The following is a 17,606-nucleotide window of genomic DNA, read 5'->3' as shown; positions in this document are numbered from 1 at the left end:
GGCGAACCTGAAGAACCGTGCAGCACCACGGAGTTGACTCAGCGGCCCTTCAGAAATCCTCAGCTTGCCCACAGCCCCTGGCTGCCACAGTCATCTCCGTGAGCGGGCTGCACCTGACCGTGCAGGGGACGGCCAGGCGCAGCCCGTGCCCATCCCGACGAGGCCAAAGGCGCAGCGAGGAGAACGACAGCCACTCGGCGATCATGCCCGTGACCTGTAGTGCGGCCATTGATCAGAGCGGCAGAACCGGCTGCCCATTCAATTCTCCGGCGGGAAAGGTCGAGGTCGTACGGCACGGACCTGTACGTCAGGTACCGATGTTCGCCGGTCGTCATCACACACGCGGCTGCCCCGGAGGGCAGCAGCCCACGATTGAAGGAGCACTTGGTGCCGATCACCACCATCAGCAAGGCGACCGCGCCGGGCGCGGCCGCCCCGCCCTGAACAGCGCCCTGGTCCCTGGCGCTGCTGCGCGGCCCACGCAGGCAACTTCCGCATCGCCGATGGCCGCAACAACTCGGGCGGCGGAGTCGCAGGCTCCTCCAACTGCCTGTGGCGCCATGGGGCTTGTGGCATCGCGCCGGCCCTGATCCTCAACGCCCAGAGGCCACGTCCTGAGGCTTGACCAGGTCTCCATAGGCACCAACCGGTGCGAATTTTCCGCCAACACGCGCTCGCACTGACCACCCTCCCGGGCAGGCGGCCCGTCATCACGGGCCGTCGATCCCGCGGGCGGGCTGCCGGCCGGCACGAGGGGACCGGCCGGCAGCCCGGCCCGTCGGCCAGGACCAGACCCACCGCTCGCCCGACAGGCCGGAGCCGCCTTCGTGTCGGCGACGGTTTCTGGCATGAGCATGCCCGGACGGCAGGGCTGAGGCCAACCGACACAGACCGCCCCAATGGCGGGCCCCTCGGCCGCCATGAACAACCCGAATGCGCCGTGCAGTTCGGCGCCAGTGAAAGGAGAACAGCAATGCCCTCTCCGGTACGCAACAGTCTCGCGCTCGCCGAGACCGCCCTCGCCCTGGCCGGCAGCGTTGCCGTGCCAGGTCCCGCACACGCCGATGCGCGTGGCACGCAGCCCACGGCTGCCCGGCACAGCAGAGATCCACTGCGTCCGGTCAGCAACGGCATCTCGACCTGAGGGCGCGCCGACGCGCTCGCGAGCAACACACGGCGCCGGGCCGGGCGGCCACACGCCGCCGCCCGGCGCCGCCTCCCTCGTCGTACCTACCGCAGGTGGGACGGCCTGGCCGCCAATCAACTCACAGACGTTGACACCACGTCCGTGGCGGGACTCGCCCGCCAGGATCGCACCCCACCGTTCGCACCACGACACACAGACACCCCGGAAGGCAACATGATGATCACGTTGAAGGCCGGCCTGGTCGCTACGGCGGGAGCCGCAGCCACCCTGCTGATCGGCACTCCTGCCGTCACAGCCGCGACACCTCAGAGGACGCCCGGCAGCCAGACGGTGGCCGGCACGTGCGGCCCCAGCGTCAACCCCAACAGCTACATCCCAAGCAACAGGCGGCACAACGGCCCCGCGGCGTGGATCGGCAACACCCGGATACAGCTGCGCTACGGCAACCGACCCGGGGGACCGCGCTACTACTGGGCCACGATCACCCACGCCGGCCGGGGCGACAAGGTGACCCTCTACTGGGACATCGATCACGGCTCCTGGCGGGACAGCGGCGCCTGCTCGGCGACCGTGCACTCGGGAGGCAGTCAGAACACCCGAGCCGTCAAGGTCGTTCACGGCCGCGGTTTCCAGCTGGAGGCGCAGGCATGCGGCCATCACGCCCGCACGAGCAGGTGCACTGCCTCGCGCCCCTGACCCACACGCCTCCGGGCCTCCTGCGAGCGGTGACCCGCAGCCGACACCGCAGCCCACGCCTACCGCTCACGCCCACGCACGAATGGAGCTCCACGCATGAAGCCTCACGAACACCGTGCCAAGATGATGGACTTCGAGGAGTACGTCCGGACGCGGCACGATGCTCTGTTGCGCAGCGCCCGCCGTCTGGTCGGGGACCCGCTCGACGCCCAGGACCTGCTGCAGACCGCGTTGTTACGCATGTACCGGCGGTGGGACGGCATAGCGGACAGGCAACTCGCAGACGCCTATCTGCGCCGCGTCATGATCAACACTCGCACGGAGTGGTGGCGGGCCCGGAAACTGCCGGAGTTCCCCTCCGCACAGCTTCCGGACACGTGCGTCGACGACTCCACCGAGCAGCATGCCGACCGCATGGTGCTCATGGACATCATCAAGAAGCTGGCGCCCCAGCAGCGCGCTGTCGTCGTGCTGCGCCACTGGGAGCAGATGTCCACGCTGGAGACAGCTGCCGCCCTCGGTATGGCGCCCGGCACGGTCAAGAGCACACTCCACCGAGCACTCGCCCAGCTGCGCCAGGAGCTGCAGTACCGCGACCCGAGCTGTCGGCCTGCCTGAACGGCCGGCTTGCGTTCGAGTGGGCTCCAGGGCGTAGCGTCGCAGACAAGGCGCGTGAGACCCCGCCGGCCGATGTGCCCCATGGGATGCCGGGCGGCGGAATCCGACACCAGATGGATGAGGGGCTCGGTGCCGCCCGAACGACGTACGAGTGTGCAGGAAAGGCTGGGACACGGCATGCAGAAGCGCAGCCTGCGGGACCTCCAGGTATCGGCCATCGGCCTCGGATGCATGGGCATGTCCGCCTTCTACGGATCCACCGATCAGGAGGAGGGGATCGCGACCATCCGGCGCGCCCTCGACCTCGGCGTGAACTTCCTCGACACCGCGCAGATGTACGGGCCGCTCACCAACGAGTCGCTCGTCGGCGAGGCGATCCGGGGGCGTCGTGACGAGTATGTGCTCGCGACGAAGTTCAACTACCGGATGGACAACGCCGTACCCGGGGACATCAGCACGGTCGGCCCGCAGGACGGTTCGGCCGAGCACGTCCGTAGCTCGGTCCATGGCTCCCTGGAGCGTCTGGGAACCGACCACATCGACCTGTACTACCAGCACCGGGTCGACCCGAACGTGCCCATCGAGGAGACGGTCGGCGCACTGGGCGAACTGGTCGCCGAGGGCAAGGTGCGCTACATCGGGCTGAGCGAGGCGAGCGCGGAGACCATCCGGCGCGCCCACGCCGTGCATCCGGTCACAGCCGTGCAGAGCGAGTACTCGCTGTGGTCGCGGGACGTGGAGGCCGAGGTGCTGCCCGCCTGCCGGGAGCTGGGCATCGGCTTCGTGCCGTACTCGCCGCTGGGCCGTGGCTTCCTCGCCGGGCGGTTCACCTCGCCGGACGACCTGGACGCGAACGACTGGCGCCGCCAGAACCCGCGCTTCAAGGACTCCAACCTTGAGGCGAACCTGCGGCTGGCCGCAAAGGTGAAGGAGATCGCCGCCGAGAAGGACGTGACCCCGGCCCAGCTGGCCATCGCCTGGGTACTGGCCCAGGGCGAGAACCTGGTGCCGATCCCGGGCACCAAGCGCCGCACCTACCTGGAGCAGAACGCCGCCGCGGTCGACATCGCGCTGACCAAGGACGACCTGGCCCGCATCGACGCGGAGCTGCCCGAGGCGGCAGGTGAGCGCTACGACGAGGCGGGGATGCGAGCCGTCAATCGCTGACCGGAGGACAACGCGGGGAATCCCGGCAGTTCGAGCCGTTCCTGGAGGCCATCCGGGTTCCCCGGCTCGGCCTGGGACGGCCGGGGTTCTCGCGGTAGTCGGTCGCCGAAGTTCGACGTGACCGACTACCGCGAACGCACCGGGTCGGTCGCGGTCTTGAACGGACGGCTGTGACCGGCAGCGGAATCGTCGTCGTCGGTCACTTTGTAGCCGGGGAGCGAGGGCCAGCGGACCGTCAGCACCACGGACTCCTCCTCCGCGAACCAGGAGTGGTCGACGCCTCGGCCCCACACGACGTAGTCCCCCTGCCGGGCCAGGAGAACACTGCGCCCGGGCAGCTCCACCCGGAAGCGCCCGCTGATGAGGACAAGCAGGGCAGTGCGTTCTTCGCCGGTCACCCACTGAGCCCGCTCATCGCCCTGCGGGTGGACGCCCCATTTGATCTCCACGGCCTCGCTGTGCCGGGGATCGGAGGCGTCCTTGAAATGCCCCAGCAGCCACCCCCGGTCCAGTGCCGCGTCCTTGCCTGCATTGCCCACATACACGCTGTCAGTCATAGCTCCGGAAGGTAGCAACCGACCGCTTCGGTCCTCACAGGAGCAACTACGGACGTTTCAGAACCGGTCGGCGGGCACGTTGGCGGCGTCGAGCTTCGCATTGAGCCATGCGCATCGGAGCGGGTGCCTGCCGGTGCCGTCGAAGGGTCTGGCTCGTGGCGAGTTGGGCGTATGCGGGTGAGAGGTCGTCGCTGATGCCGACGCGTCCGACGACGACCGGCGCCCGCTGGACGTCCATACCGCCACGATCCGACGCCAGACGCCGGCCCCGCTCCTGAGCGGCGACGGAGCCCGCGCTGACGTGTTCAGGGACGGGCGGTCTCCTCAGGCGCCGGCGCCGCCGTCGACCGGGATGATCGCGCCGGTCACGTACGAGGCCCGGTCGCTGAGCAGCCACGCGGCCGCCTCGGCGATCTGCTCGGGTTCGGCCATCTTGCCGAGCGGGATCGTCTGGATCATCTGCTCGACGATGCCGGGGGTCGCCGCCTCCCAGGCGTCGATCATCTTGGTGGCGGTGCCGCCGGGCGTGATGCCGTTCACCCGGATGCTGTCGCTGGCCCAGTTGACCGCGGCGGTCTCGGTGAGGCTGTTGAGCGCGCGCTTCATGGCGCCGTATGCGGGCAGAGCGGGGTTCGCGCGGCGGCTGCCGATGCTGGAGGTGTTGACGATCGCCCCCCCGCCGCTCTGCCGCATGAGTGCGGCCTCGGCGGTCATGGCGGTCCAGTGCGAGCGGAAGTTCACGGCGAACTGCTCGTCGATGTCGTCGTCGCTGGTGGTGTCGACCGGGCCCGGCTGCTGTTGGACGACCGCGCCGTTGTTGAAGGCGCCATCCAGCCGTCCGTGCAGCTTTTCGACGCGGTCGACCGCGTCGCGGATGCTCGCGCGGTCGGCGAGGTCCAGGGTGACGGCGTCGGCGGTGCCGCCGTCGGCGCGGATCTCGGTCACGATGCGGTCGAGTGCGTCCCTGCTGCGGGCGGCGAGCACGACGGCGGCGCCCTCGGAGGCGAAGAGCCGGGCTGCGGCCGCGCCGATACCGCGGCTGGCGCCGGTGATGAAGATGACCTTGCCGGTGAGCAGGCCGATGGGTGCACTGGTGGTGGTGTTCTCTGTCATGCCACCACTGTCGATTCGGTCCGGGACCGGATACAGGCACAGCCAGTACTACGATCCACCCCCGGACAGCGAGCACACTTCAGGTATGGACAAGCACGAGCTCGGGGCATTTCTCCGCAGCCGACGCGAGCGGCTCAGGCCGCAGGACGTCGGCCTCCCCTCAGGCCCGCGGCGCCGGACCCCGGGGCTTCGCCGCGAGGAGATCGCGGTGCTCGCGCACATCTCCACGGAGTACTACGTCCGGCTCGAGCAGGGCCGGGCGCCGAGGCCGTCGGCCGAGGTTCTCGCCGGGATCGCGGGCGCGCTGCGGCTCACCGACGCCGAGTCCGACCACCTCCACGTCCTCGCGGGTACCGCCCCGGCTCGTACCCGGCTGCACCGGCGCGACGTCCGCCCGAGCATCCTCGCCCTCCTCGAGCGACTGCCGCAGACGGCCGCCTTCGTGATGTCCGCCGCGTTCGAGGTGCTCGCGTGGAACGACCTCGCGGCCGCGCTCATGGAGGACTTCGACCAACTCGCCCCCGAGGACCGCAATCTCGCGCGCCGGGCATTCGCCGGGCCGGAGCACACCGATGCGACGCTGTACGGGATCTCCGACGCCACCGAGTTCCGCCACCACGTGGTCATGAGCCTCCAGGCCACCCTCGCCCGCTACCCCACAGACCCCGCGGTGACCGGCCTCGTCGACGAGCTGTGCAACGCAAGTCCCGACTTCGCCCGACTCTGGGACCGGCACGACGTGCAGGCCGAGCCGATGCTCACGAAGACCTTCCGTCACCCGGTCGTCGGTGAGGTCACCGTCGACTGCGACACGCTCACACTCACCGACCGCGACCAGTACCTCGTGCTCTACAGCGCGCCGCCGGGATCCCCCGGGGCCGAGGCTCTGGCCCTTCTGAATGTCCTTGGAGCCCAGGCGAGTGACTATCTGCGGTAGTGCCGCAGCGGGCCGCGGCCGACACCAGCGCCGCAGAGGCCCCGAACGGGCCACCCGCATCCACCGACCCGTACGTGGGCCGCTGCGGGCTCAACTCCGAAGCCACGCCGTTCCCGGGCACGGCATCTGGTCGCTGCAAGCCGGATCGTCCGAGACGAGACAGGTCCCGACGTCACGGCCGCGCGCAGCCTCGGCTGCCCGTGGTCCGGCCGTTATCGCTGCACGACCGAGCTGATTCGACGAAAGTGGACCAGCAGAAGGAAAGGAGTCCCCAGCCATGTCACTCGCCCGCGTCCACAACTTCTCCATCTCGCTCGACGGCTACGGCACCGGTGAGGGCCAGAGCCATGACGCACCGTTCGGCCACGCCGGCGAAAGGCTGCACGAGTGGATGTTTGCCACCCGGTTCTGGCACGACATGACCGGTCGGCCCGGCGGAACCGGTGGCCTCGACGACGCCTTCGCGCGGCAGTTCACGCCCGGGATCGGCGCCGAGATCATGGGCGCCGGGAAGTTCGGCCCGCCCGGATGGCACGAGGACCCGAAGTGGAAGGGGTGGTGGGGACCCAACCCGCCGTTCCACACACCGACCTTCATCCTCACCCACCACCCGCGCTCGTCGATCGAGATGGAGGGCGGCACGACGTTCCACTTCCTCGACGCTTCGCCTGCCAAGGCCCTCGAGACGGCCCGCGAGGCCGCGGGCGACCAGGACGTACGTATCGGCGGAGGGCCCACCGTGATCCGCGACTTCCTTGCCGCCGGGCTCATCGACCACATGCACATTGTGGTGGCCCCGATCCTGCTGGGCCGAGGCGTACGCCTCTGGGACGGAGTGGAGGGCCTCGAGAAGGACTACGAGGTCGAAGCCGCCTCCTCGCCCAGCGGAGTCACGCATGTGACGTTCACCCGTGTGGGTCTCTGAACCGGCGGGGGCGAGGCCCCGGAGCGCGGGTAGAGCTCGAGGCCAGGTCTTCGCCCTGCCCCGTCGGCCGACCGTGCGGCACGTTGAACGCCACGCACCGCACCACTCCGGCATATGCGGTGCGTGACACGGCCGCGTCGAGCCCCGGCACCGGCGAGACCTGGCCGTTCCCGCCGGGGGCCGCGGCCGGTCCGTTCTCGCTCGGCTCCTCTCGCGCGGGATCAGCCGGTCTTCGGCGTGAGGACGACCTCGGGCAGGGACGGTGTGGGCAGCATCTGGCCGGAGGAGGGGTAACCGGCCGACGGGGCGGGGGAGGCGGTGGGTCTGCCGCCGGCGTCGCAGAGGCCCGGCGCGGACGGGGAGAACACGTGGTAGTCGGCCACGCGTTCGGTGGGGAAGGTGACGTCGTCGCCGAGGAGAGCACTGCCGGTGCTGATTTTGGTGGGAAGTTCACCGGGCCCGAGCGGTGCGCCGACGTAGAGGGCCTCCAGGAAGCCGTCGCAGGGGCTGGCGTCGGTCGAGGCGAAGCCCTTCGGCGGGCGCACGTCCTGCGCTGAACGGCCGTCGATGTGCAGTTCGCTGCGCTTCAGGGACTTCATGGCGTAGTTGTACTGCACCTGCGAATCGGGGGCGGCGGCCGAAGAGGCGTCGGCCGGCCGGTAGTTGATCCTCCAGTACTGGACCTGGACGGTGATCCGTTGACACAGGGGCCCGTCGAAGCCGGGCGTCGACTTGCCGAAACTGACCTCTCCCTGGGCCATGGCGGGCTGGCCGATCTGTCCGAACTTGACCCAGTCCACCGCCTGCGCCGTGCTCCACTTCGTGTTCGAGTGGCAGCCGTCCGCGTTCGTGGGATACACGTTCGATGGTTTGACCACGGGAGTGGGCGAGGCGGCGGGGGCAGTGGCGGGCGGGCCGGACGCGGTCGTGGACGGAGGGGGTGTGGCGTCGTCGCCCCCGCCTGAGCAGCCGGCGGTCGAAAGCACCGCGGCGACAAGCGCGACCGCGCGCCACCGGTGACGTACCGTCGCTGTGGCGTCGGGCGCCTTGCCGCCTCCCTCCGCGATGAACGGGATCCGTCTGTGCGTCGCTGTCATTCCGTTGTCCCCCCGGTTGGTCGATCTCCCATGGTTCCAGGGGAAGTTGCCCTTCGGCCATGACGGAAAACACACCTTCGCCACGGCGCCAGAGATGCTTCGTGCCGGCTGATGCGTCTGCGACGACCGGTCCGGGCCTGTGATCATCGTCGTGATCATCGGGCGCAGCAGATCGGGACTCGCCGCGGCGAGGTTGTCTTCCGTGAGGGCGTGCAGGGCAGACTTCGGGTGCGGTCATCGTGCTGATCTCCTTCGGGTTTCGACTCCTCGAAGATCAGCCGATGGCTGTTCGTCCATGCGGACTCCACTCCGACGAGCGCCGTCGACGCGGTCGAGCGGCGCCCGGGCCTCGGCGGTGCGGCGGTGGACCGGGCCAATGGCGGCCAAGCGGCGTCGTCGGCGGCCGCGGCCCGGGTGCGGGCCTCGGTGACGTGGCGCAGCCCCAACAGGGCGGTGGCCACGGCCAGCTCCAAGGCGCCGGTCTCCGGGCGGTGTTGCTCCTCGGGCAAACTGCGGCGCAGTTCGCGAAGGGCATGCGGCCGATCGTCCGCAGGGAACGGCTGCATCCCGGCGCTCAGTTGCGCTGCACCGATGTTGACGGGATGCGATCGCCGCATTGGAGCCATGGCACCGCTGGTGCGCCGGCGCCGAGTACCGCATCCGCGCCGCCCATACCACCACGGGCCTGCGCATGTTCCTCGTTGTCTGTTTACGGGTCGGGCGGGTGCCGCCGGCTCGTCGCGTTTGCGGACGAGTACGCACCCTGGAACGGGCGAGGGCAGTGGGAGCTTGTGAATGACGCATCCTTGTGGCGTGTAGGGGGCGCATCGCGGGGGCGGTGCGCACTCGTGGTCGTGCGGCAGGACCCCGTGCGTGGCGAAGGCAACTCCCGCAAGCTCTCTGACGGTTCAGCCGGTCCTGGCTGGTGTTGCGTGGGGAGCGGCTCGCGGCCTTGGGCTTCGCGGGCACGTGTGAGGGCTGGTCCTCAGTGTGCGGGGCCGTTGCCCTTCCGGAGCCGCACGGGCCCCGGGACCTGGCGCCGCACGTGCCAATCTGTGAACTTCGCGTTCAGAAAGTCTCGTTGGCCTCGTTGACATGTTCCAAGCACAGGCGTTTCACTCGACACTCGTGGATGGCAACGTTGTCAGGCCGTCGGGGGCGACCCGGACTGTTGCCTGTCGCCGGCGTTCCAGGACCTTCGGCACGTCGGCACCTGTTGTGCGAGGCACGAACTGCTGCGGAGGCAACCGATGGTGAGACCCCGACGTTCAGCTGCGCCACGAGACCGAAAGAGATTCCGCCAACGCCTGGCTGTGGCCTGCGTGTTGGGCATGGCCGTCCTCCCGCTCCCGTCAGTGGGGAGCGCCTATGCCGCGAGCACCGCGACGCCGGGTGTTGTGAAGGACCCTGCGTCGCTCGTCAACCCCCTCATCGGCACGTCCGGTGCCGTGGACACCTTCCCCGGCCCCGACATGCCGGCCGGCATGGTCCAGTGGGGCCCGGACACCACGCCCCACCGCCCCGACGGTGGCGGCTACGAGTACAACGACAACAAGATCTCCGGCTTCAGCGTCACCCACGTTTCGGGCCCCGGCTGCCCCGTCGCGGGTGACCTGCCCGTCCTGCCGGTGTCCGGCGCCCTGTCGGGCAACCTCGGTGACGCGTCCGTCGGCTTCAGCCACCACGACGAGCAGGCGGGCATCGGGTCTTACAAGGTCACGGACGCGAACGGCGTCACGACCGAGTTGACCGACACCACCCGCGCCGGTCTGGGCCGCTTCACCTTCCCCACGGGCCGGCAGGCGAACCTGCTGTTCAAGCTCAGCGGCGGTGCCACGCAGGTGGACGGAACCCGTGTCGAGGTGGTGAACGACCAGGAGATCAGCGGCGCGATCGACAGCGGTCACTTCTGCGGCGCCGGCAACCGCTACACGCTGCACTTCGACATCAAGTTCGACCAGCCGTTCACCGCGAGCGGCACCTGGGTCGGCAGCACCATCAACCCCGACGCGACGTCGCTGAAGGCGGGCAAGGTCCAGCAGACCCCGCAGCCGTCCAAGTCGGCGCCCCTGAAGGAGAAGCACTTCACCGTCCCGGCGAGGCCGGCCCCGACGATCCACGGAAGCGGTGACAAGTCCTCCGGCGCCTCATCCCCGGCACCGAGCGCGAGTGCCGCACCCCGGTCGCCCGCCGCGGCCAAGGCCGACCAGCCCCCCACGACCGGCGCGAACGGCATGTACCTGACCTTCGACACCTCCTCGAACCCCACGGTGAGCGCGAAGGTCGGCATCTCGTACACGAACGACACAGGCGCGGCGGACAACCTTGCCGGCGAGATCAGGACCTGGAACATCGCCACCGTCGAGCAGGCCAACCACGACGCCTGGAACACGGTGCTGAACAGACTTCAGATCGGCGGCGGTTCCCCGGACCAGCAGGTGCAGTTCTACACCGCGCTCTACCACGCACTGCTGCACCCGAACGTCCTCTCGGACGACAACGGCCAGTACATGGGCATGGACAACCAGGTCCACAAGCTGGCCAAGGGGCAGAAGGCCCAGTACGCCAACTACTCCGGCTGGGACACCTACCGTTCCCAGACCCAGCTGATGGCGATGGTCGAGCCCAAGGTCGCCGGGGACGTCGTCACCTCGATGCTCAACGGTTACGACCAGACAGGCCTGTTGCCCAAGTGGGCCTCGAACAACGGCGAGAGCTACGTGATGGTCGGTGACCCGGCTGCCGGCATCGTCGCCGACGCGTACGCCTTCGGCGCGACGAACTTCGATACGGACAAGGCGCTCGCCGCCCTCCAGCACGAGGCCACCGTCCCGAATAACGACCGCCCCGGCGAGTCGGTGCGGGACGCGAAGGGCTATCTCCCGCTGGACGAGAACGACTACGGCTGCTGCAACTTCTACGGCCCCGTCTCCACGCAACTGGAGTACGACTCCGCCGACTACGCCCTCGCCGCCTTCGCGAAGTCGCTGGGCAAGACGGACGTCTACAAGAAGTTCGCCACCCGCGCCCAGGACTGGATGAACGTCTTCAACCCGCAGAGCGGCTACCTGCGGGCCAAGAACAAGGACGGCCAGTTCGCGGGCGGTTTCACCCCCGGCACCTCCAACGGCTTCGTGGAGGGCACCTCCGCCCAGTACACGCCGATGGTCCCGTTCAATCTGCAGCAGCTCATCCAGGCACGCGGCGGTGCCAAGGCGTACTCGTCCTACCTGGACAGCCTGCTCGACAACATCACCAACCCCGGCAACACCGACGCCGACCTGAGCAACGAGCCCAGTGTGGAGATCCCCTGGGAGTACGACTACACGGGCCAGCCGTGGAAGACCCAGGCGGCCGTCCGCGAGGCCCAGCAGAAGCTGTACTTCAACGCTCCGGTCGGCTCGTTCGGCAACGACGATCTCGGCGCAATGAGCTCCTGGTACGTCTGGTCCGAACTCGGCATGTACCCCGAAACCCCGGGCACGGACACCCTGGCGCTCGGCAGCCCGGCATTCCCGGTGGCCCAGGTGACCCTCGGAGGCGGCAAGACGGTGCGGATCAACGCACCGCAGGCCGCGCCCGACGCACCGTACGTGCAGTCGCTCCACGTCAAGGGCAAGGAGTGGAACACCTCCTGGCTGACCTACCAGCAGTTCAAGGGCGCGGGCACGATCGACTTCACGCTCGGCACCCAGCCCAACACCTCTTGGGCGTCCGACCCGTCGGCGGTGCCGCCGTCGGACACCACGGGCGGCGGCCGGGTGCTGGCCGCCACCGGTCCTTCCAGCGACGGCCTGGTACTTCAGCCGGGCACGTCCGACGACGGCACACTCGACCTGACCAACCTGGGCAGTGAGGCCGTCGCCGTCGACTGGAAGGCGACTGCGCCCTCCGGCATCACGCTGGACACGACCTCCGGCTCACTGACGGTGCCCGCCTCGGACCGTGCAGAGGCGAAGGTCCACGTGACGGCGGGCCCGGACGAGGGGACGTTCCCGGTCACCTTCACACTCACCGACCACAGCACCGGCACGGCACTGACCGGGGCGAGCCTCCGCGTGGCCGTGGCCAAGGCCGGTGCACTGTGGCCGTACAACACCAACGAGGGCATCTACCCCGACGGCGCCGGCTTCTCGGGCGGATTCGACAACGGCGGCTGGGCGTTCTCGCAGAACGCGCTGTCGGCGGTCGGCGTCACGAGCGGCTCCACCGTCACCGCCGACGGCATCTCGTACACCTGGCCGACAGTGGCGTCCGGGCAGCTGGACAACCTGGAGATGGCCGGACAGACCATCCGCATGCCGGCCGGTACGTCGGGCGCGTCGCTGGGCCTGCTGGGCGCGGCGACCAACGCGCCGACCGACGGCAGCGGGGTCTCCGGCACGGTGACCGTCACCTATACCGACGGCACCTCCTCGAAGGCGACGATCGGCTTCTCGGACTGGACGCTCAACGGCGGGTCCAGCAAGCCGCTCGCGGAGGACACGACGGCCGTCACGACCGCATACCGGAACACCGGGAGCGGAGGCCGGAACAACGTCAAGACCTACGCCTTCGCCACGAAGGTCCCGCTGGATCCGTCCAAGCAGGTGGCGTCGATCACGCTGCCGGTGACGGGCTCGACGGGCGCCGACCACTTGTTCGCGTACGGATTCGGACAGTAGAGAGCGCTGCGGAACTGACGATGCCGGGCCGGTTCCCGTGCCACGCCCGGGAACCGGCCCTCGTAGACCTTGCAGCTTTCCCCGCCCCAGCCATCTCGGCTGTGTTCTCCCGCACCATTGTGTTGCGCCTTGTGCCCCTTTACTGTTCGGCTTTGCCTGAGTCTGTTTGACTCTGATTGCTCAGGCGGTATGGAGGCCGCAGTGCGGGGTAATCGGTTCGATTCAGAGGTTACGAGACCCGGTCGCCGTCGGTGGTGGAGGGCGGTCCTCGCGACGGCCGCGACCATCGCCCTGGCCACGGGCACGACCACGCCCGCAGTGGCGCAGGACGTCGGCGGGCAGGCACCCGCCGCCGCGCCTGCCGCCAGTCCGGGGGCGCACACGGTGAGTCTCGACGGCTACTCGTTCCTCGTCGACGGCAAGCGCACCTACTTGTGGTCGGGCGAGTTCCACTACTTCCGGCTCCCGAGTCCGGACCTGTGGCGCGACATCTTCCAGAAGATGAAGGCCGCCGGGTTCAACTCCACCTCGCTGTACTTCGACTGGGGATACCACTCGCCGAAGCCGGGCGTGTACGACTTCAGCGGTGTACGTGATGTCGACAGGCTGCTCGACATGGCCCAGGAGGCCGGCCTCTACGTCATCGCGCGCCCGGCGCCGTACATCAACGCGGAGGTCGACAGCGGCGGCCTGCCCGGTTGGATGACCACCAAGGCCGGGCACAACCGCAGTGACGACCCGCAGTTCTTGAAGTACGCCGACGAGTGGCTGACCCGGATCGACCGGATCATCGCCCGCCACCAACTGACCAACGGCACCGGGTCGGTCATCGCCTACCAGGTCGAGAACGAGTACTACAACGGCTCGGCCGCCGGCCGCTCCTACATGAAGCACCTGGAGGACAAGGCCCGCGCCGACGGCATCACCGTGCCGCTGACCGGCAACAACAACGGCACCTTCAACTCCGGTACCGGCGCCCTGGACGTCGACGGACCGGACTCCTACCCGCAGGGCTTCAACTGCTCGAACCCCTCGAAGTGGAACGGCGTCCCCGACATCAGCTACGACCACCCGGCCGGCAAGCCGCTGTACTCGCCGGAGTTCCAGGGCGGCGCCTTCGATCCCTGGGGCGGACCGGGCTACGACAAGTGCGCCCAGCTGATCAACGACCAGTTCGCCAACGTGTTCTACAAGCAGAACATAGCCGTCGGCTCCACCGCGCAGAGCTTCTACATGACCTACGGCGGCACCAACTGGGGCTGGCTGGGCATGCCCGAGAACTACACGTCCTACGACTACGGTGCCGCGATCCGCGAGAACCGCCAGCTCGATCCCAAGTACGACGAGGACAAGCTGATCGGGTACTTCACGCAGTCGGTCGCCCCGCTGACCAAGACCGAGGCGATCAGGGCCACACCGCCGGACAACTCCGCGATCGTCGACACCGCCCGGATGAACCCCGACACCAAGACGCAGTTCCACGTCCTGCGGCACGGGAACTCCACGTCCACGGCGGTCGACAAGACCCATATCGCGCTGGACTTCAACGCCCAGCCGTCCGCGGACACCACTTACACCTGGGACGACCCCGACTCCGCGCTGCAGTACGCAGGTTCGTGGTCGCACGTGGCCGACCAGAGCTACACCGGCGGCGACTACAAGCACACCGAATCGTTCTCCAACAAGGCCGGCGACTCGCTCACCGTCCCCTTCGACGGCACAGCGATCCGCTGGATCGGCTCGAAGACCAGCAACCACGGCAACGCCGACGTCTACCTCGACGGCACCAGGATGGCGACGGTCGACGACTCCGGCGGCGAGAACCAGGCAGTGATCTTCCAGAAGAGCGGCCTGACGCCCGGGGCGCACACCCTGAAGATCGTCGTCGACGGCAACCACAGCTCGGGGTCCACGGACAACTACGTGTCCATCGACGCCATCGACGTGCCGACGGCCGCCGCCGCGGAGCCGACCTACCCGGTCGTGCCGCAGCAGCCGGACACGGCGATCACGCTCGACGGGCGCGACTCGCACGTGATCGTCGCCAACTACCGCCTCGGTGACGCGCAGTTGCAGTACTCGACGTCGGAGATCATGACCAACGCGACGATCGGCAACCGGGATGTCGGCGTGCTCTACGGCGACCCGGGCAGCGACGGCGAAACCGTCCTTCGCTACTCCTCCAAGCCCACCGTGACCACCAGCGAAGGCACGGCCACGACCACCTGGGACGCGGCCACCGGCGACCTGAGGCTGAACTACACCCACAAGGGCCTGATCCGCATCAGCATCACCGGCGGCGGACAGCGCCCGCTGCTGCTGCTCGTCGGCGACAAGGCCACGGCAAAGACCTTCTGGCGCCAGGACACTGCGAGCGGCCCGGTGCTCGTGCGCGGCAGCCACCTGCTGCGGACGGCGACCAGCCTGGACGACGGCCACACCGTGGCGCTCACCGGCGACAACGCCGATGACAAGAACATCGAGGTGTTCACCTCCGGCAGCCAAGTCACTTGGAACGGCAGGGCATTGGACACCCAGGCCTCCGACACCGGAAGCCTGGCCGGGAAGATCCCGGTGGCTGCCCCGATCCACCTGCCGACGCTGACGAACTGGCAGCATGCCCAGGAGTCCCCCGAAGCGGCCGCCGGTTTCGACGACTCCGGCTGGCAGGTGGCCGACAAGACGACCACCAACAGCGTCTCCGGCGTCAACGCGCTGCCGGTGCTCTACGCGGACGACTACGGCTTCCACACCGGCAACACCTGGTACCGCGGCCGCTTCCACGCCACCGGCAAGGAGACCGGCGTCCATCTGGTTTCGGATTCCGGCGGAGATGCGCAGGCGTTTTCCGCCTGGCTCAATGGCGCCTTCCTGGGCAGTTCGACCACGGGCAGCGGCGACTTCACCTTCCCGGCCGGTGCGGTGAAGTCGAAGGGCGACAACGTCATTTCCGTGCTCACCGTGAACATGGGACACGAGGAGGACTACAACTCGACCAACGGCAACAAGACCGCGCGCGGCCTGACCAGCGCCTCTCTCGTCGGGGCGCCGCTGACTTCGGTCACGTGGCGGCTGCAGGGCGTACGGGGCGGCGAGGACCTGCAGGACACGGTGCGCGGCCCGCTCTCGACGGGCGGCCTGTACGGCGAGCGGGCCGGCTGGTCCCTGGCGGGCTACCCGGACGCCAACTGGAACCGGGTGTCCCTGCCCACGACGGACACCCGACCCGGGGTCTCCTGGTACCGCACCGACGCCAACCTGGACCTGCCCCGCGGCCAGGACACCTCGCTCGGGCTGACGCTCACCGACGACCCGTCACGCAAGTACCGCGCGACGATCTTCGTGAACGGCTGGCAGGTCGGCAACTACGTCAACTACCTCGGCCCACAGCACACCTTCCCGGTTCCCAACGGAATCCTGAACCCGAACGGCCGCAACAGCATCGCCATCGCCGTGTGGAACCTGGACGGCACCACCGGCGGCCTCGGCAAGGTCTCGCTCACCAACTACGGCAGCTATGCCTCGTCTCTGCGCGTGGTGCAGAACGACAGCCCCCGCTACGACCCCCGGACGTACGCGATGCCGAAGCGTCCGGGAGCGGATGTCACCCTGGACGTCCCGGACACCGCACAGCCGGAACAGGCCTTCACGGCCCAGGCAACGGTCCACGTGTCCAAGAACAGGCCGTCCGCGTCCAAGCTGACGGCCTCGCTCTCCGCGCCCGACGGCTGGAGCGTGAACGCCACGAGCCCCACCTCGGTGGGGCGCCTGGAACCCGGCCAATCGGCCACCTTCACCTGGAAAGTCCAGCCACCGGCCGGGACACTGCCAACCGCCTCGCCGCTCACCGCCACAGTGCACTACCTGCAGAACGGACGGCAGGCAGCCGGCCGTGACGAGCGCATCGTCGGCGGGATCCCGCCGGCTCCACCGGCCGGGAAGAGCGCCGTGAGCGACCTGCCGTTCCTGTCGTCCACCAACGGATGGGGCCCGGTCGAGCGCGACAGCAGCGTCGGCGAACAGGCGGCCGGGGACGGTCGTCCGATCAGTATCGCCGGCACGGCTTACGCCAAGGGTCTGGGCACCAACGCGGTCAGCGACGTCGAGCTCTACCTCGCAGGAAACTGCTCGCGGTTGACGGCCAACGTCGGCGTCGACGACGAGACAGGCGGTGCGGGAACGGTGACGTTCTCCGTGATCGCCGACGGCAAAACCTTGGTGACCACGCCGACGATCCGCGGCAAGCAGGCCGCGGTGCCGATCGACGTCGACATCAGTGGCGCCCAGGTGGTCGACCTGAAGGTCGGCGACGCCGGCGACGGCAACGGCAACGACCACGGCGACTGGGCGATGCCGACACTGACCTGCGGCTAGGACCCGTCTTCAACCGGATCTCGCGCAGAGCAGCAACGGGGCCGGACGGACCGCCGCCTCATACGGGGCGGCGGTCCCGAGGTCGTCGAGCGCCTGACTGCCGCGGATACCCAACTCGCCTCCTACCAGGTAGAAGCTGGGCGGCCTCCCTCGAATCGATCACGAGTCTTCGGCCGGGGACCGTTCCGGCCGACCACCCCTTGGCGTCTACGGCCAGCGTTCGACGGTGTTTGGCGGCTGTCCCACGGCATGGGGGCACCATGGCCTGCGGAGCGAGAGCTGTGAAGGCGGTGTCATGGAGAACACGGCGG

At 68.9% G+C, this 17,606-nt stretch carries 12 protein-coding genes; 8 read left to right on the top strand and 4 right to left on the bottom strand.

What is annotated here, in order from left to right:
• The first annotated feature begins 973 nt into the window (after window positions 1-973).
• The 4 genes from ACFY10_RS46375 (at window position 974) to ACFY10_RS46360 (ending at window position 3,628) form a co-directional block, all read left to right on the top strand.
• Complete coding sequence (locus ACFY10_RS46375; protein ID WP_390671417.1) at window positions 974-1,144, top strand: hypothetical protein; 171 nt, start codon at window positions 974-976, stop codon at window positions 1,142-1,144.
• Window positions 1,145-1,360: 216 nt separating this feature from the next.
• On the top strand, window positions 1,361-1,843 hold the full coding sequence (locus tag ACFY10_RS46370) for a hypothetical protein (protein WP_390671416.1): 483 nt from the start codon (window positions 1,361-1,363) through the stop codon (window positions 1,841-1,843).
• 96 nt (window positions 1,844-1,939) lie between these two features.
• Window positions 1,940-2,461, top strand: a complete 522-nt coding sequence (locus ACFY10_RS46365) for a SigE family RNA polymerase sigma factor (protein WP_390671415.1) — start codon at window positions 1,940-1,942, stop codon at window positions 2,459-2,461.
• Window positions 2,462-2,638: 177 nt separating this feature from the next.
• A complete protein-coding gene (locus ACFY10_RS46360) occupies window positions 2,639-3,628 on the top strand; it encodes an aldo/keto reductase (RefSeq protein WP_390671414.1) in 990 nt (329 codons plus the stop codon).
• Between the two features lie 125 nt (window positions 3,629-3,753).
• Here the strand turns inward: ACFY10_RS46360 and ACFY10_RS46355 are convergent, their stop codons facing one another.
• The gene (locus ACFY10_RS46355; protein WP_390671413.1) at window positions 3,754-4,185 is read right to left on the bottom strand and encodes a signal peptidase I; all 432 of its coding nucleotides are present in this window, start codon (window positions 4,183-4,185) and stop codon (window positions 3,754-3,756) included.
• Between the two features lie 324 nt (window positions 4,186-4,509).
• The gene (locus ACFY10_RS46350) at window positions 4,510-5,298 is read right to left on the bottom strand and encodes an SDR family NAD(P)-dependent oxidoreductase (RefSeq protein ID WP_390671412.1); all 789 of its coding nucleotides are present in this window, start codon (window positions 5,296-5,298) and stop codon (window positions 4,510-4,512) included.
• Between the two features lie 85 nt (window positions 5,299-5,383).
• On the opposite strand from ACFY10_RS46350, the gene ACFY10_RS46345 reads away from it, so the two are divergent.
• Complete coding sequence (locus ACFY10_RS46345; protein WP_390671411.1) at window positions 5,384-6,235, top strand: helix-turn-helix transcriptional regulator; 852 nt, start codon at window positions 5,384-5,386, stop codon at window positions 6,233-6,235.
• Window positions 6,236-6,512: 277 nt separating this feature from the next.
• Window positions 6,513-7,160 carry a dihydrofolate reductase family protein gene (locus tag ACFY10_RS46340; protein ID WP_390671410.1) on the top strand — a complete coding sequence of 216 codons (648 nt, stop codon included), beginning with the start codon at window positions 6,513-6,515 and terminating at the stop codon, window positions 7,158-7,160.
• A 221-nt stretch (window positions 7,161-7,381) separates the two neighbouring features.
• Here ACFY10_RS46340 and ACFY10_RS46335 read toward each other — a convergent pair whose 3' ends face one another.
• Both ACFY10_RS46335 and ACFY10_RS46330 read right to left on the bottom strand, forming a co-directional pair.
• Window positions 7,382-8,257 carry a hypothetical protein gene (locus ACFY10_RS46335; protein WP_390671409.1) on the bottom strand — a complete coding sequence of 292 codons (876 nt, stop codon included), beginning with the start codon at window positions 8,255-8,257 and terminating at the stop codon, window positions 7,382-7,384.
• Between the two features lie 155 nt (window positions 8,258-8,412).
• Window positions 8,413-8,874, bottom strand: a complete 462-nt coding sequence (locus ACFY10_RS46330; protein ID WP_390671514.1) for a hypothetical protein — start codon at window positions 8,872-8,874, stop codon at window positions 8,413-8,415.
• Between the two features lie 780 nt (window positions 8,875-9,654).
• Here ACFY10_RS46330 and ACFY10_RS46325 point away from each other — a divergent pair.
• Both ACFY10_RS46325 and ACFY10_RS46320 read left to right on the top strand, forming a co-directional pair.
• Window positions 9,655-12,921, top strand: a complete 3,267-nt coding sequence (locus ACFY10_RS46325) for a GH92 family glycosyl hydrolase (protein WP_390671408.1) — start codon at window positions 9,655-9,657, stop codon at window positions 12,919-12,921.
• A gap of 201 nt (window positions 12,922-13,122) precedes the next feature.
• The gene (locus tag ACFY10_RS46320; RefSeq protein WP_390671407.1) at window positions 13,123-17,295 is read left to right on the top strand and encodes a beta-galactosidase; all 4,173 of its coding nucleotides are present in this window, start codon (window positions 13,123-13,125) and stop codon (window positions 17,293-17,295) included.
• Window positions 17,296-17,606 lie beyond the last annotated feature (311 nt).

Source organism: Streptomyces sp. NPDC001401 (assembly GCF_042895385.1).
Lineage (GTDB): Bacteria > Actinomycetota > Actinomycetes > Streptomycetales > Streptomycetaceae > Streptomyces.
The sequence above is the reverse complement of the archived record's forward strand: the minus strand, read 5'-3'. Positions and strand labels throughout refer to the sequence as shown.